Origin of the sequence: Streptomyces sp. NPDC006711 (assembly GCF_042869775.1) — a bacterium.
Lineage (GTDB): Bacteria > Actinomycetota > Actinomycetes > Streptomycetales > Streptomycetaceae > Streptomyces.
The window spans coordinates 817,744-832,537 of record NZ_JBIAGO010000001.1; the positions used below are offsets into that span (position 1 = coordinate 817,744).

Here is a 14,794-nt window from a genome sequence, read left to right on the forward strand (position 1 = left end):
ACCCTGCTGGGCTCTGCTCTGCTCGGCTCTGCTGAGCGCCGCTAAGCGGGTGCCCCGGTCGGTGGGCGGGTCTCGGGGGGCCGTACGTGCGGCGCCCGGCAGTCCCCGAAGGACTCGCGCAGGCGGGCCAGCATCGCGTTGAGCTGTCCGACCTCGTCGTCGGTCCAGTCGCTCAGGGTGTGGGCGAACATCTCCGTGGTGCGCAGCCCGAGATCGTCGATCATCGCCTTGCCCTCGGGGGTGAGCCGCAGGATGCGCGAGCGCTTGTCGGCGGGGTCGGCGGACCTCTCGATCCAGCCCCGCTGGGCGACGTGCGCCACGTGACGGCTCGTCACCGACATGTCCACCGCGAGGAGTTCGGCGAGTCTGCTGATCCGCATCTCGCCGTGGCGCTCCAGGAGGGTCAGCACGGCGGCCGAGCCCGCGGGGCACTCCGACGGCAGGATCCGCGCGAGCCCGCGCTTGACGGCGCCGATGGCACTGAGCTGCCGGGCCAGCTCTTCATAGAGGCTCTGCGCGGCCATGGACACCTCCCGAGATCTTGTTGCTTAGGGCAACCATAAGATGGTTGGTTGCCGAAGGCAAACGAAATCCGGGGGCCCGGGGCAAAGGAAATGCAAAGCATTCGCAATTGGAAAGTTAAGGTGCAGGTGGGGGGCGTGCGGGCCCCTGCCGGGGTGGTGGCGTGGGGGCGTGTGGGGCCCTGCCGGGGTGGCGGTGTGTGTGGGGTGGGGCGGGCTGAGGTCGTGCCCGGGTGGTGCGAATGTCCCGCTGGGGTGGTGGTGTGGGTGGTTGGTTCGTGGGGGTGTGGGGATCCTGGCCGGGTGGTGGTGGGAGTGGTTCGTGGGGGTGCGGGGCTGGTGATGGGGTGGTGCGGGTGGCTCGCGGGGCGTGCGGGTGGGGTGCCGGGGGCGCCATTTCGGAATGCTCGCGCGGGGGGCGGGGGTTGGGCCCGTTCCCCATCTTCGCTAGGGTCCTGCTCCATGGCACACAACCCCCACGCACCCCAGGGTCCCGAGGGCAACTACGACCCGGCGGGCTCCACGCAGATGTTCCGCGCCTTCGTCGACGAGGGCGCGCCTCAGGGCCGCGGGCCTGCTACGCCGGCGGCGGCGCCCGCTGGGCCACGGGTCGGGCTGATCGTCGGCGTGGTTGCCGTGATCGTGATCCTCGCGGCGGTGGCCTGGCTGGCCCTGGGCTGACCGGGGCCGCGTCGGCGTCGCGCCGTCGGGTGCGGGTCGTCTCGGGCTGGTCGCGCAGTTCCCCGCGCCCCTGGCGGGGCTGGTGCGGGCCCGCGTGGGCAACCTCAGCCCGTGCCGGTGAGCAATTGGTGCGGGTCTGCATGGGCATCATCAGCCCGTCCGGCGATTGAGGACGAGCGCGTTCAGCGCGAACGGGGTCTGGGGCGAAGCCCCAGGGACGTCGGCTGCGGGCCGTGGGTGGCTGGTCGTGCAGTTCCCCGCGCCCCTGACAGGGCTCCTGCTGAGGCAACCTCAGCCCGTCCGGCGATTGAGGACGAGCGCGTTCAGCGCGAATGGGGTCTGGGGCGGAGCCCCAGGGGCCGCGGCTGCGGGCCGTGCGTGGCTGGTCGCGCAGTTCCCCGCGCCCCTGGCGGGGTCGGTGCTGGCCCGCATCGGCATGCTCAGCCTGTCCGGTTCCTCGTGCCCCGGCGGGGTTCGTGCTGGCCCGCATCGGCATACGCAGCCTGTCCGGTTCCTCGCGCCCCCGGCAGGGTTCGTGCGGGCCCGTGTCGCGGCTTCCGCCCGCCGGGCGGAGGGCGGCGCTCAGGACCACGTTGCTGTCGCCGACCTCGTTTCCACGTGTATTCCCAACGGGACCCGCCACGCGTCCACACACACCCCGAACGTCCGCTCCACCTCCACCCCCGCCCCGATCGGCACCGGCAGCGGCTGGCGGGACGTCAGGGTCGCCCAGTCCACCCCGAGCAGACCGATGACGTGCGTGGCGAACGTGACGCTGCCCGACGTCACCGCCGTACCCCCCGTGTTGCGGAACCGCACCGTGACGTTCTCGCACCACCGGTGCGCCCCCGCCGCACGGCTCGGCGTCCCCACGTTGAGCACGGCGGGCCCGGCGGGTGCGGAAGGCGTGGGTGTTTCCGGGGCATCCGGGGCCGAACCGCCCTGCCCCGCACCGGGTTTGGCGGGGCCCGAGGGGAGCGGCGCGTCGGGAGAGGGCCCCGGAGGCGAGCCGGAGCCGGACGGCGCGGCAGAGCCCGGCCCGGACGGGGTCGGCCCCGGCCCGGATGCGCCGGACGTAGCCGTACTCACACCCGGGCCCGCACTCGAACCCCGGCCCGCACTCGAACCCGGACCCGGACTCGGACTCGTACCCGTATGCGCACTCGCGCCCTCACCCCGGCCGTCCAGCGGGACCAGTTCCACGCGGCCGTGTGGAGGGATCGCGTGGCCGGGGTCCGAGGGGGACCCGCCCGCCGCGCCCACCGCCACGTATCCGCTCCGGCCGCCGTCATCCGCGCAGGCGGCCAGCGTCCCGCCGAGGCCCAGGACCACCACCGCCGAGACGCCGATCAGCGCACCACGTCGTCGCATCGCGACAGTGTGGCTGATGGAGCGTCAGATCGCCAGGCTGTCAGCGGGGTTGGCCGACGCAGACCGGAGTCAGTCGGAGATCAGGCCCTCGCGGAGCTGGGCCAGCGTGCGGGTCAGCAGACGCGAGACGTGCATCTGCGAGATGCCGACCTCCTCGCCGATCTGCGACTGCGTCATGTTCGCGAAGAACCGCAGCATGATGATCTGCCGCTCCCTGGGCGGGAGTTTGGCGAGCAGCGGCTTCAACGACTCGCGGTACTCGACGCCTTCGAGCGCCGTGTCCTCGTAACCGAGCCGGTCCGCGAGCGAGCCCTCGCCGCCGTCGTCCTCGGTGGCCGGCGAGTCCAGCGAGGACGCGGTGTAGGCGTTGCCGACGGCGAGCCCGTCGACCACGTCCTCCTCGGACACGCCGAGCACGGCGGCCAGTTCGGGCACGGTGGGCGAGCGGTCGAGCTTCTGCGCGAGCTCGTCACTGGCCTTGGTGAGGGCGAGCCGCAACTCCTGGAGGCGGCGCGGCACCCGCACCGACCACGAGGTGTCGCGGAAGAACCGCTTGATCTCGCCGACGACCGTGGGCATCGCGAACGTGGGGAATTCCACGCCCCGTTCGCAGTCGAACCGGTCGATCGCCTTGATCAGGCCGATGGTGCCGACCTGGACGATGTCCTCCATCGGCTCGTTGCGGCTGCGGAACCTGGCGGCCGCGTACCGCACGAGCGGCAGGTTCAGCTCGATGAGGGTGTCGCGTACGTAGGTCCGCTCCGGACTGTCGGTGTCCAGCGTGGCCAGGCGCAGGAACAGGGAGCGGGACAGCGTGCGGGTGTCGATGGGTGCGGTGTGTACGGCGTGTCGGTGCACGTCGGGTGCCGGTGCGCTCTTGGTGAGCGTAAGCGTGAGCACCTTCGAGCTGCCCTGTTCTGCGGACATGCCAACCCCCTTGAAGTTGCGGCGGTCGCGGACGGTCGCGTCGGGCCACGACCATCGGAGGAAGCAGCCTCCACCTGAATACCGGACGGGGGGCTGCGGCAAACGCGGTTTCAGCAGAATGTCACATGTCGGCAACACGCTGTAGTGACATGTCGACAAGGCGGTCCGGAGTACCCGCAGGACGTGAGGGGTGCGGCACTTTCCTGGCGAAAATTTTTACCGGGGGGCGCCAGGAGCCCGGATCACTCGAACCGGTCACGCCTCGATTCGATTTGCGGATCGCAGCCGGGCGAAGCTCCTGGCCAGGAGCCTTGACACATGCATCTGCGAGACTCCCAATTCCTGACTGATCTGGGACTGCGTGAGGTTGCTGTAGTAGCGGAGCATCAGGATCCGCTGTTCGCGTTCGGGCAGCTGTACCAGCAGATGGCGTACCAGGTCGCGGTGTTCGACCCCGGCGAGCGCGGGGTCCTCGTACCCGAGCCGGTCGAGCAGGCCGGGCAGCCCGTCGCCCTCCTGGGCGGCCTCCAGGGAGGTCGCGTGGTAGGAGCGGCCCGCCTCGATGCAGGCGAGCACTTCGTCCTCGCCGATCCTGAGCCGTTCGGCGATCTCGGCGGTGGTGGGCGAGCGGCCGTGCAGCGTGGTCAGGTCCTCGGTGGCGCCGTTGACCTGCACCCACAGCTCGTGCAGCCGGCGCGGGACGTGCACGGTGCGGACGTTGTCGCGGAAGTACCGCTTGATCTCGCCGACGACGGTGGGCATCGCGAACGTGGGGAACTGCACGCCCCGGTCCGGGTCGAACCGGTCGATGGCGTTGATGAGGCCGATGGTGCCGACCTGGACGACGTCCTCCATGGGCTCGTTGCGCGAGCGGAACCGGGCGGCCGCGTACCGCACCAGCGGCAGGTTCGCCTCGATCAGCGCGCCGCGCACCCGGCCGTGCTCGGGGGTGCCCGGCTCCAGGTTCTTGAGCTGCCCGAACAGCACCTGGGTGAGGGCGCGGGTGTCGGCGCCCCGGGTGGAGGTCCTGGCGGGAGTCCTGGCGCCCTCCGAGTCCTGCGCGGGCACGTCGGGGGCGTCCTGGGGCTCGTTCTGGGGCGGCACTTGAGGCGTAGTACTGGCCGGCACGGTCACGCCACCCCTTAGTCCTCGGTCTTGGTCGTCGGTCAACTCATCCGTCAAAAGCGGTCATAGCATCACAAGACATGTCCACTGTGTGCAAGCACCGTATAACCACGTGTTGAGGGCAAGTTGGGGCATATGGCCCCGCTGGGAGGGTGACGGGCCCGTCCTGGTGGGGGCGCGCCGAGGCGGCGGGTGACGCGGGGCGGGTGGCGCCGGGTGTTGTTCCGCGTTCCGGCCCCGGCGGGGCCCGGCGCGCTGTGCCGAACGGGTGGACGGCGGGCCGACCGGAACTCGGGTGCGACCGTCCGAAACTCGGGTGCGAGGGCCGCGTGGCCGACCTAGGCTGCGCTCGCGCCGAGCGCGCGGCGGCGGCGTGCCGTCGCGATTCCCCATGGACCCGAGGTGCCCGGGGGTGCCCGGGGTACCTGGCGGTGCCCGGGGGTGCCCGGAGGTACCTGGCGGTGCCCGAGGTGCCTGGCGGTGACTGGAGATGACCGGATATGACCAGTGAGCTGTTCGCGATCTGCTTCCGTACGGCGCGGCCCGAGCGCCTGGCGCGGTTCTGGTCCGGGCTCCTCGGGCGCGAGGCGGTAGGCGGCCCCGGCGGTGACGTCACGTTGCCGCCTCCCGACGACAGCGGGCTCCCCATCCGTTTTCTGCCGGGCGAGGTGCCGAAGACCGGTCAGAACCGGGCACACTTCGATCTGACCAGCGCCTCCCCGGAGGACCAGCGGCAGATCGTGGCCAGGGCCTGTGCGCTCGGCGCGCGCCCCGTCGACGTGGGCCAACTCCCCGAGGACGGGCACGTCGTGCTGTGCGACCCGGACGGCAACGAGTTCTGCGTCATCGAGCCGGGCAACGCCTTCCTCGCGGACACCGGCGTCATCGGCGCTCTCGCCTGCGACGGCACACGCGAGGTCGGGTGCTTCTGGAGCGAGGCGCTGCGATGGCCGCTGGTCTGGGACCGGGGCCAGGAGACCGCCGTCCAGTCGCCGCGCGGCGGTACGAAGCTCACCTGGGGCGGCCCTCCGGTGGCGCCGAAGACGGGCCCGAACCGGATCCTCTTCGAACTCGCGCTGCCCGGCGGCGCCGACTGGGACACGGAGGCCGCCCGTCTCGTCTCGCTCGGGGCGCGGCGCTCCGACGGCGCGGATCGTGTGGGCGTGGGCGCGGCGGGGGGCCGGGGCGGACGGGCCCTGATGCTCGACCCCGACGGCAACGAGTTCTGCCTGCGCGAGCCCCGGTAACGCGGCCGCGCGGGATCAGAAGGGGTAGTCGGCGATGACCCACGTGGCGAACTCGCGCCACAGGCCGGCGGCGGCCTGGTGCGCCGGGTGCTCGGCGTAACGCTTGAGGGCGTCCTCGTCGGCGACGGCGGAGTTGATGGCGAAGTCGTACGCGATCGGCCGGTCGGAGATGTTCCAGGCGCACTCCCAGAACTCGATCTCGGGCACGACCCCGTCGAGCTCCTGGAAGGCCTTCACCCCGGCGACCACGCGCTCGTCGTCGCGCTCCACGCCCTCGTTGAGCTTGAACAGGACCAGGTGGCGGATCATGCGACTCTCCTACGACTCACGACTCACGACTCACGACTCACGACTCACGGCGTACGGCTACGACTCGCGGCGAACGCCACGACTCACGGCGTACGCGCTACGGCTGGGGCGTGCGGCCCGGGGCCCCGGGCTCTGCGGTGGTTCAGCGGACGAGGTTCGTCATGAACGCCCCGACGCCCTTGGCCGCGCTCGAAATGCCCTCGAACCCGGTCTGGACCATCCCGGCGGCCTGCACTGGCGACGTGATGATCGTGTACAGCACGAAAACCACGGCTATGTAGAGCAGGACCTTCTTGATGTCCACTGTGCCCAGCCCCTCCCCGGCGCCGCCCCTGTGCGGTCGGGTGAGTCTAACCGGCACTTGGGCCGGGCGGCCGGGGACCGGTGTGCGAGATCCCGCGACCACGGGGACGTGTCATAGAACGACCAGGATCGTTGGCGTTCACGAACGTTCCGTGTTGAGCGAGAGGTGAATTCCCATGCGTCGAATGAGCATTGCCCTGGCCACGGCGGTCGCGGCCATCGGCCTGGCCGCCCCGGTGGCGAGCGCGGCCCCCGTCTCCAAGCCCGCGCCGCCGTACTCCTACGCGGACTGCCTGGGCGCCACCAAGCAGAAGGGCGAGTCCCCCGCCTACAGCAAGTGGCACTGCGACCAGCTGGTCAAGAAGGGCTGGGTCAAGCGACCCAACCGCTGATCACCCAACCCTGATCACCCAAGCGCTGATCACCCGGCAGGGGTCGAGGAACCAGGTTGAGGACCAAGGGCCCGGGATCGGGGCCCTTCGCCCGGCGGTGGGCGGGTGACGAAAGAGCAGGATGGTTCGTGAGCCCACCTCATCTGGCAGGAATGCGGTGGGCCAGGAACAGGGCCCCACCGCGGGGCGCGCGCCGCCGGCTTCCCCCTGAACGCGGCGCGGGCCCGCGGGTTCTGTTCTCGTCGGGGGGAGCGGCTTGTCCCCCCGATGCCGCTCCCCCCGTCCACCTCTCCCCTTCACCCCCCCTCCACCATTCGCCCCCTCCACCACTCGCCCCCTCGCGCGGGTACGGCTCAGCGAGGGCCGTCGGTCCGGCCCCGCGCCACGACGAGCCCGCCGATGACCGCGAGCGCCAGCAGGACGGCCGCGAAGAGAGTGGTCCCCCGGGTCAGTCCCACCGCGTCGCTCAGGTATCCCGCCGACACCGGCAGCACGCCGGCCAGGGCGTACCCCCCGATGTTCAGGGCCGCGTTGGCCTCGGCGAGGCGCTGGGGCGGTACGGCGGAGTTGAGCAGCGACAGGCCGCCCAGCTGACCGAGGCCCTGGCCCGCGCCGGCCAGGAGCGCGGCGGCGACGAGCGCGGGCGCTGACGAGGTGTGCGCCGCCGCGATGAGGACGGCCATGCCGAGCGCGGTGCTCAGGGCTCCGGCGATCAGGATCGTGCGCCGGGCCAGCGCCCGGACCGCGAACTGCACCCCGGTGGCGGTCAGGAACATGGCGAAGGCCATGGCGCCGGCGACCACCCGGCTCTCCGTGCCGAGCAGCCCGGAGAGCAGCGAGGGGCCCAGGGACAGGACGAACGAGGTCGCGGTGATGCCGGGGGCGAACACGGCGATTCCGAGGGCGAGTTGAGACCCGTTGCCACGCGGGACTCCGGGCACGCGCACCCAGCTGCCCCGGGCGGGGGCGACGGGCCGCGGCACCGGCATCCGTACCACCGCGACGACGGCGGTGAGCAGCAGCGCCGCCTCGACGGCGAAGACGGTGACGGTCGGCCCGGGCAGCGTCTCGGACAGCGAGCCGGCGAGGAACGGGCCGAGGCCCGCGCCGAAGACCATCGCGCAGGAGGCGAGCAGGGCGGCGCGGCGCCTGCGGGCCGGCCCCGCGACATCGGTGACGGCGGCCATACCGGCCGAGACGACCGCGCCGACCGCGATCCCCGTGAACAGCCGGGCCACCATCAACGCCGCCACCGACGACGCGGTCGCGAAGATCGCGCAGGCCGCGAGGGCCAGGCCGAGCGCGGGCAGCAGGACGGGTTTGCGGCCGAGCCGGTCGGAGACCACGCCCGAGACCAGCAGCGAGCCGAGCAGGCCGACGATGTAGCAGGCGAAGATCACGGTCAGGGTGCCGCGCGAGAAGCCGATGTCACGCTGCCACAGCCCGTACAGCGGCGTCGTCGCGTTGGACAGCACGAACACCGCGGTCACCGGCCAGGCGGCCCCCCAAATCCACCGACCCGGCGTGTCCACCGGGGCCAGCGCGTCCACCAGGGTCGGCGCCTCCACCGGGGTCGGCGCGTCCGCTGGGGCTGGCACGTCCACCGGGGCCACGGGGGCCGCCGAGGCTGGCGCGTTCACCGGAGTCGGCGCGCACACCGGGGTCGGCGGGGCTGGCGGCGCCCCGGAGTGTCGGCCCTCAACGCCCCTGCACGCGGCCCCAGTTCGAGATGCGGGCATGGCTGTCCCCTCTCCGTGCTTCTCAGCACCCCTTGTACGAGTTGAGTCGAACTTAGCAGGTAGTACGATTCAACTCGTACAAGGAGCGCGTCACGTGGACGAGGAGACGGCAATGAGGACGACGAGCGCGACCAGGCCATCGGCGGCGCACCACGCGCCCGGCATCAAGGTCGTCGCGGCGCCCGAGGGGCTTCCCGCGCCGCTGCCCGAACCGCCCGTCGAGGCGTTGCGCCTGGAGACGGTGATGGGCGCGCTCAGCGATCCCCTGCGCCTGACCATCGTGCGCAAACTGCTCCTGGAGTCGGAGGACTTCGACCACTCCTGCGGCTGGTTCGGCCTCGACCGGCCCAAGTCCTCGCTCACCCACCACTTCAAGGCGCTGCGCGAGGCGGGCGTCACCCGGCAGCGCCAGTACGGGCTTGAGCGGCGCAGCCAGGTCCGCGTCGACGACCTCGAAGAGCGTTTCCCCGGTCTCGTCGGGCTGGTCGTGGCCTGGACCCCGGAGGAGCCTTAGCCGAACCCCGGTGCCGCGCGGGCCCGTTCGATGCGCGGCGGCCCCCTTCGCGCGTGCCCGGCTGTCTGGTCTGATGGGGGCATGGCCTTGCGGCGCGACAAGAGCGCCGCATTCCGCTCCTCGCACACCTTGGACTCACCCCTGGTCCTGGCCAACGTCTGGGACGTGGCCGGCGCACATCTCGCCGTCGCGGCGGGCGGCGGCCGAATCGTCCGCGTGAGGCGGGGCTGTGGGGGTGAGGCGGGGCTCCGGGGTGTGCGGTCCTTCGTGCCGCCGCCCGGCTGGCGCCCGGTAAAGAAACAGACAACCCAGTTGGGTATTCAGGGAGAGCCGGTTGAGCGGCCTTTCCGGGTCGACCTGGCGGCAAGGTAACCGCTGGCCTGGCCTTTCCGTGTCCGTACGGGAGGAGCCTGGCCTCCGCCCCGCCCCGGCGCCCTGCCGTCATGGTCAGGGGGCGCTTCACCCTGCGCTGACTATCCGTTGACAATCAGACAAGTCTGTTTGGTATCTTCCGTGATCGGCCGACGGCGAGTCAGCGTTCAGGGGGAGCACAGCACATGGACCAGCGGATACCGGACGCGGACGTGGACAGGGACGTGGACGCGCACGCGGACGTGGCGCGCGCGGACGACGCGGCGCGCGCGGACGACACGGCGGCGTTACGTGCCAAGGGGCCCGTGTCCCACCCGTATGTACCGTTGGAGTACCCGGCCCTGCGCATCCTGGTCGTGGAGAGCGCGGAGCCGGTCGCGCACGCCCTCGTCCAGGACCTGATCCGGCACGGATACCGCGCCGAGGCCGTGACCACCGGGAGCCAGGCGCTCCAGACGCACCGGCGGGCCGATCTGGTCCTGCTCGATCTCGACCTGCCCGACCTGGACGGCCTCGAGGTCTGCCGGGGCATCCGCGCGACGAGCGACACCCCGGTCATCGCCCTGACCGAGCGCGGCACCGAACTCGACCGGGTGCTCGGGCTCCAGGCCGGCTCGGACGACTACCTGGTCAAGCCGTACGGTTTTCACGAACTGCTCGCCCGTATCACCGCGGTGATGCGCCGCGTCCGGCCCGCGCCCGCGGTCCGGACCATCGAGCGCGGCCCGTTGCGCATCGACACGGAGACCCGCAAGGTCACGCTGCACGGCCTGCCCGTCGACCTCACGCGCAAGGAGTATGACCTGCTGCACCTGCTCGCGGCGCAGTCGGCCGCGATCGTCACGCGGCGCCAGCTCATGGCCCTGGTCTGGGCAGACTCGGACGCGCCGGGGGGCCGCACCATCGACACGCACGTCAGCAGCGTGCGGAGCAAGCTCGGTTCGAGCAACTGGATCGTGACGGTGCGGGGCGTCGGCTTCCGCCTGGGCGCGCCCTGAGCGGACCGCGCTTCCGCCTCGCCGCTACAGTGCAGACTTGTCCGTATCGACACGGACGAGGGAGCGGCGGGGATCGGGGCATGGCGAAGCAGGAACGCGGCACGAGATCGCGGCAAGCGCTTCTGGAGGCCGCCGCCGAGGTGTTCGACCTCCGGGGGTTCGACGCGGCGGGCACCAACGAGATCCTGGCGCGCAGCGGGCTGACCCGGGGCGCGCTCTACCACCACTTCCCGTCCAAGGAGTCCATCGCGGTCGCCCTGTTCGCGGAGCACAGCGGGGCTCTGGTCGCCCCCGAGCGGTCCACCAGGATGCAGTCGGTCATCGACCTGACCTTCGGGTACGCCCGTCAGCTCCAGCGGGATCCGGTGCTGCGCGCCATCGTGCGGCTCGCGATGGAGAAGACGTCGTTCCCGCGCCAGGCGGACACGCCCTACGACCAGTCGAGCGCGGCCATCCGCCGCCTCCTCGACGAGGCACGTGCGCAGGGCGAGATCCTGCCCGGCCTCGATCTGGCCGATGCGACGTCCGTCATCGTGGGCGGGTTCGCCGGGATGCAGGTGATGTCGCAGGTCTACACGGACCGGGCCGACCTGCCCGAGCGCGTCACCGCGATGTGGCGCCTGCTGCTGCCGGGCATGGTCGCCCCGGGCATGATCGGCCACCTGGTCATCACGCCCCGGGACGACGAGGCGCAGGCGGTGTTGGACGCCTCGTCGTCTGCGCGGCGAGAGGCTTCAGGCGGTGGTGCGGTTGCCTTGGCGTTCGGCAAGCGCGGCGTCGGCGCTGGGGTAGGCGGGCAGGAAGGTGTCCATCCCGGTGACGCCGAGCAGACGGCTCAGCCGGCCGGGGATGGCCGCCAGGGTGAGGGAGCCGTCGGCGTCCTTGGCGCAGCGCCAGATGCCGACGAGGGCGCCCAGTCCTGAGGAGTCGCAGAAGGTGACTCCTGCGAGGTCGGCGACCAGGTGGGGATGGCCGTTCGCGATGAGTTCCAGGGCGCGGGCCCGTACGACGGGTGCGGCGACGATGTCGAACTCGCCGGACAGGACGATCACGGCCAGGGCACCGTCGGTGTGCGGGACGTCGAGGTGGAATGCGTCGGTCATGGGCGTCGGTTCTCCTGCCCGACGGAGACGTCGGCGGTCGGGGCGGCGGCGCTGTGAGCGGTGGTGGTGATGCCGACGGGTGCGGCATCGGGGGTGGGTACGGACAGGGCCAGCAGGGCCACGTCGTCGCGTTCGGTGTCGGGCAGGGTGTCCAGGAGCGCGACGGTGTCGTCGATCAGGGCGCCGGCACTGACCGGCACCGGGCGCCGGGCCAGGAAGTCGGTCAGACCCGTGTCGGCGAGCATGCGGCCGTCGGCGGTGCGGGCCTCGGTCAGCCCGTCGGTGTAGAGCAGCAGTCCCTCGCCGGGGGCCAGGTGCAGGGTGCGTGAGGCGAAGGCGGCTTCGGCGAACGCGCCGACCAGCATGCCGCCCTTGGCGCGGACCGCCTCCACCTGCACCCCGCCGCCCTCGACGGGGCTCAGGCGGTAGGCAGGCGGGTGACCGCCGGTGGCCAGCGTGACCGTGAAACCGCCATCCGGAGCCGGATCGAGCAGACCGAAGACGGCGGTGCAGAAGCGGGTGCCGACCGCCGCGTCCAGCAACAGCGCGGTATTCAGAGCCCTGAGCGCGGCCGTGGGGTCCGCGTCGACGAGGGCCGCGGCCCGCAGCGTGTAGCGGGTCAGTGACGTGATCGAGGCGGCTTCGGCGCCCTTGCCGCACACATCGCCCAGGAAGAACGCCCACCGGCCCCCGCCCACGGGGAAGACGTCGTAGAAGTCACCGCCCACTTCCTGCGGGGAGGCGGTCTTGTAATGGCAGGCCAGCTCCAGGCCCGGTACCGCGGGCAGCGCTGGTGGCACCAGGGTGCGTTGCAGAGTGGAGGCGAACGCGGCGATGGCCGCCTTGTCCCGCTCCGCACGCTGCCGGGCCTCCTCCTCCGCCTGGCGCTTCTCCTGCTCGACCTTGCGGCGCTCCTGCTCGGCGCGTACCGCGTTCAGGGCGGAGAGCCGCAGCTCAAGCTGGTCACGCACTACCGCTGCCAAATCCCCGAGAGTGGAGGAATCGGCCTCACTGATCTCGCGGGGGCGGGTGTCGATGATGTTGACCGTGCCCAGCCGGTACCCGTCGGCGGTGATGATCGGAGCGGCCGCGTAGAACCGCACACCCAACGGGCCGGCGACCAGCGGGTTGGAGCAGGCGACCGGGTCGAGCAGGGTGTCGGGGATGACGGTGGTGTCATCGGTGAGCACCGCCGAGGCACACAGGCCCGGATCGCGGCCGATCTCGGTGACGCCTTCCAGGCCGTGCGTGGCCTTGAACCAGATCCGGTCCTCGTCCACGATCGTCACCGTCGCCACCGGCACCTCGAACAGTCGCGCCGCCAGCGCCGCGACCCGGTCGTAGGCGCCGTCCGGCGGAGTGTCGAGAATGTCATAACGCCGCACCGCCGCCATCCTGGCCGCCTCGACCGATGCGGCCACAGGCCCACTCGGCGCTATCACTGGCGGACTCGTTTGCTCCGGCATAAGCCTCGTCTCGTCATCCCCCCCAGGAAGGCACCGGCCGGTAAGCCAGCACCCTGGAACCCTACCGAACGCCCCCGGCGTCACCGCTCGGCCAACGACGCGTGCGGGCGCGAGGCCGGCCGCACGACGCCCGGCCCACCGCCGCGACGGTCCTGCTGGTCCTCGGAGTTGGCGAGCGTGCGGCGATGGGTTTCACCGGGGTGGTCCTCAACTGCCGTGGCCGCGCGGGGACAGCCCGGGCGATGATGACAACGGGGCCGCCGGGGTTCTCGTGCCGGTCGGCCGGGGGCCAACGGAGACGGAATGAGACGGAACAGCACGAAGGGCCCGGTTCAGATGAACCGGGCCCTTCGTCTACCTGCGGTAGCGGAGGGATTTGAACCCTCGGTGAGTTTCCCCACACTCGCTTTCGAGGCGAGCTCCTTCGGCCGCTCGGACACGCTACCGAGAGAGAGCTTAGCCCAAGGTGGGCCGTGGTTTGAAATCGGTTCGGGGAGAGGTCCGTCACCGGTGCCGGAAGAAGGCCGTGAGCTGGGCCGCGCACTCCTCTTCGAGCACCCCGGCGACGACTTCGGGGCGGTGGTTGAGCCGCTGGTCGCGTACGAGGTCCCACAGGGATCCCGCGGCCCCCGCCTTCTCGTCGCGGGCGCCGTAGACGACCCGGTCGATCCGGGCCTGCACGAGGGCGCCCGCGCACATCACGCACGGCTCAAGGGTGACGACGAGCGTGCAGCCGGTCAGCCGCCACTCGCCGGTCTCGCGGGCCGCGCGCCGGATCGCGAGGACTTCGGCGTGCGCGGTCGGATCGCCCGTCGCCTCGCGTTCGTTGTGCCCGGACGCGAGGAGCGAGCCGTCCGGGGCGAGCACGACCGCGCCGACCGGTACGTCGCCGGCCGCCTCGGCCCGTGCCGCCCCGGCCAGGGCGGAGCGCATCGGCTCCGCCCACCGGTCGCGTACGGGGTCGTGCGGGTGGGCCACTAGCGGACGGCCTCCAGGACCTCGGCCGCGCCCAGCGCGTCCGCGATCGTCACGAGGGCGTCGCCGTCGAGCGCCAGGAGACGGCGCTCGCTCACCCCGAGGTCGGCGAGGATCGCGCTCTCGCCGAGCGGCCCCGCGGGGACGGCGCCGTCCGACGGCGGGTCGTCGGCGTCCGGCGCGTCCAGGACGTCGGCCGCCCCGTCCGCTCCGGCCGACTGCGCCGCCTCGGCCGTTCCCTCTTCGTATCCGTCCTCCGTGCCGTCGAGGTCAAGGGTGTCCAGCTCGTCCTCCTCGTCGTCCTGGTCGTGGCCTAGCAGTTCGTCGGTGAGCATGGCCCCGTACGAGGAGCGGGCCGCGACGGCGGCGTTGGAGACGAAGACGCGCGGGTCCTCCTCGCCGTCGACGCGGACGACGCCGAACCACGCGTCCTCCTGCTCGACCAGGACGAGCACCGTGTCGTCGGCGCCGTCGGCTGCTGCTTCCCGGGCCAGGTCGGCCAGATCCGACAGCGTCTCCACATCGTCGAGCTCTGTGTCGCTCGCTTCCCACCCGTCTTCGGTGCGCGCGAGCAGTGCGGCGAAGTACACCGTGACTCTCCCACTGGTCATAGGCGTGCCGGTTGGGGGTCCCCCCGGCTGTGTGGCTTCCTTCGGAATCGTGGCAGAAAAAACCGCGGTTGCGAGAGTTCTTCCGTGGTTGGGTTTTCCCGGTCGCCGCGATCACGGGTCCCGACGCGCCGTGATCACGC

The 14,794-nt window shown here is 71.8% G+C and carries 16 protein-coding genes, 1 tRNA gene and 2 pseudogenes; 7 read left to right on the plus strand and 12 right to left on the minus strand.

Features of this window, described 5'->3' with window-relative positions; genetic code table 11:
• Positions 1–41: 41 nt before the first annotated feature.
• Complete coding sequence (locus ACFYM2_RS03575) at positions 42–524, minus strand: MarR family winged helix-turn-helix transcriptional regulator (RefSeq protein ID WP_358998085.1); 483 nt, start codon at positions 522–524, stop codon at positions 42–44.
• Between the two features lie 459 nt (positions 525–983).
• Here ACFYM2_RS03575 and ACFYM2_RS03580 point away from each other — a divergent pair, with 459 nt between their 5' ends.
• Positions 984–1,202, plus strand: a complete 219-nt coding sequence (locus ACFYM2_RS03580) for a hypothetical protein (RefSeq protein WP_350231596.1) — start codon at positions 984–986, stop codon at positions 1,200–1,202.
• 582 nt (positions 1,203–1,784) lie between these two features.
• Here the strand turns inward: ACFYM2_RS03580 and ACFYM2_RS03585 are convergent.
• From ACFYM2_RS03585 to ACFYM2_RS03595, 3 genes are all read right to left on the minus strand, one after another.
• Positions 1,785–2,075 (minus strand): hypothetical protein, encoded by a 291-nt coding sequence (locus tag ACFYM2_RS03585; RefSeq protein WP_388832943.1) that lies wholly within the window; start codon positions 2,073–2,075, stop codon positions 1,785–1,787.
• A gap of 567 nt (positions 2,076–2,642) precedes the next feature.
• The gene (locus tag ACFYM2_RS03590; protein ID WP_358998091.1) at positions 2,643–3,500 is read right to left on the minus strand and encodes an RNA polymerase sigma factor SigF; all 858 of its coding nucleotides are present in this window, start codon (positions 3,498–3,500) and stop codon (positions 2,643–2,645) included.
• A gap of 255 nt (positions 3,501–3,755) precedes the next feature.
• On the minus strand, positions 3,756–4,628 hold the full coding sequence (locus ACFYM2_RS03595) for an RNA polymerase sigma factor SigF (RefSeq protein WP_358998094.1): 873 nt from the start codon (positions 4,626–4,628) through the stop codon (positions 3,756–3,758).
• 497 nt (positions 4,629–5,125) lie between these two features.
• Here ACFYM2_RS03595 and ACFYM2_RS03600 point away from each other — a divergent pair, with 497 nt between their 5' ends.
• On the plus strand, positions 5,126–5,872 hold the full coding sequence (locus ACFYM2_RS03600) for a VOC family protein (RefSeq protein WP_358998097.1): 747 nt from the start codon (positions 5,126–5,128) through the stop codon (positions 5,870–5,872).
• Positions 5,873–5,887: 15 nt separating this feature from the next.
• Here ACFYM2_RS03600 and ACFYM2_RS03605 read toward each other — a convergent pair whose 3' ends face one another.
• Complete coding sequence (locus ACFYM2_RS03605) at positions 5,888–6,181, minus strand: Dabb family protein (protein ID WP_358998100.1); 294 nt, start codon at positions 6,179–6,181, stop codon at positions 5,888–5,890.
• Positions 6,182–6,323: 142 nt separating this feature from the next.
• On the minus strand, positions 6,324–6,485 hold the full coding sequence (locus ACFYM2_RS03610) for a hypothetical protein (protein ID WP_350231602.1): 162 nt from the start codon (positions 6,483–6,485) through the stop codon (positions 6,324–6,326).
• Positions 6,486–6,669: 184 nt separating this feature from the next.
• Between ACFYM2_RS03610 and ACFYM2_RS03615 the strand changes: the two genes are divergently transcribed.
• Positions 6,670–6,876 (plus strand): hypothetical protein, encoded by a 207-nt coding sequence (locus tag ACFYM2_RS03615; RefSeq protein WP_358998104.1) that lies wholly within the window; start codon positions 6,670–6,672, stop codon positions 6,874–6,876.
• 353 nt (positions 6,877–7,229) lie between these two features.
• Here the strand turns inward: ACFYM2_RS03615 and ACFYM2_RS03620 are convergent, their stop codons facing one another.
• Entirely contained in the window at positions 7,230–8,426 is a 1,197-nt protein-coding gene (locus ACFYM2_RS03620) for an MFS transporter (protein WP_388833106.1), read from the minus strand.
• A gap of 301 nt (positions 8,427–8,727) precedes the next feature.
• On the opposite strand from ACFYM2_RS03620, the gene ACFYM2_RS03625 reads away from it, so the two are divergent.
• The 3 genes and pseudogenes from ACFYM2_RS03625 to ACFYM2_RS03635 all read left to right on the plus strand — a co-directional run.
• Positions 8,728–9,129, plus strand: coding sequence for an ArsR/SmtB family transcription factor (locus ACFYM2_RS03625; protein WP_388832946.1), 402 nt, complete (start codon positions 8,728–8,730; stop codon positions 9,127–9,129).
• Positions 9,130–9,686: 557 nt separating this feature from the next.
• Entirely contained in the window at positions 9,687–10,499 is an 813-nt protein-coding gene (locus ACFYM2_RS03630; protein ID WP_388832949.1) for a response regulator transcription factor, read from the plus strand.
• An 80-nt stretch (positions 10,500–10,579) separates the two neighbouring features.
• A pseudogene (locus ACFYM2_RS03635) lies at positions 10,580–11,128 on the plus strand (ScbR family autoregulator-binding transcription factor); the annotation flags it as partial.
• A gap of 105 nt (positions 11,129–11,233) precedes the next feature.
• On the opposite strand, the gene ACFYM2_RS03640 reads toward ACFYM2_RS03635, so the two are convergent.
• Together ACFYM2_RS03640 and ACFYM2_RS03645 are read right to left on the minus strand one after the other, a co-directional pair.
• A complete protein-coding gene (locus ACFYM2_RS03640; protein ID WP_388832952.1) occupies positions 11,234–11,602 on the minus strand; it encodes an STAS domain-containing protein in 369 nt (122 codons plus the stop codon).
• Entirely contained in the window at positions 11,599–13,023 is a 1,425-nt protein-coding gene (locus tag ACFYM2_RS03645; RefSeq protein WP_358998119.1) for a SpoIIE family protein phosphatase, read from the minus strand. Before ACFYM2_RS03645 ends, ACFYM2_RS03640 begins: the two co-directional genes overlap by 4 nt.
• A gap of 158 nt (positions 13,024–13,181) precedes the next feature.
• On the opposite strand from ACFYM2_RS03645, the pseudogene ACFYM2_RS03650 reads away from it, so the two are divergent.
• Positions 13,182–13,375 (plus strand): annotated as a pseudogene (locus ACFYM2_RS03650) (hypothetical protein); the annotation flags it as partial.
• 54 nt (positions 13,376–13,429) lie between these two features.
• Here the strand turns inward: ACFYM2_RS03650 and ACFYM2_RS03655 are convergent.
• From ACFYM2_RS03655 to ACFYM2_RS03665, 3 genes are all read right to left on the minus strand, one after another.
• Positions 13,430–13,514: transfer RNA gene (locus ACFYM2_RS03655), tRNA-Ser, on the minus strand.
• A gap of 58 nt (positions 13,515–13,572) precedes the next feature.
• The gene (gene tadA / locus ACFYM2_RS03660) at positions 13,573–14,001 is read right to left on the minus strand and encodes a tRNA adenosine(34) deaminase TadA (protein ID WP_358998177.1); all 429 of its coding nucleotides are present in this window, start codon (positions 13,999–14,001) and stop codon (positions 13,573–13,575) included.
• Positions 14,002–14,045: 44 nt separating this feature from the next.
• Complete coding sequence (locus ACFYM2_RS03665) at positions 14,046–14,633, minus strand: hypothetical protein (RefSeq protein ID WP_388457817.1); 588 nt, start codon at positions 14,631–14,633, stop codon at positions 14,046–14,048.
• Between the last annotated feature and the right edge of the window lie 161 nt (positions 14,634–14,794).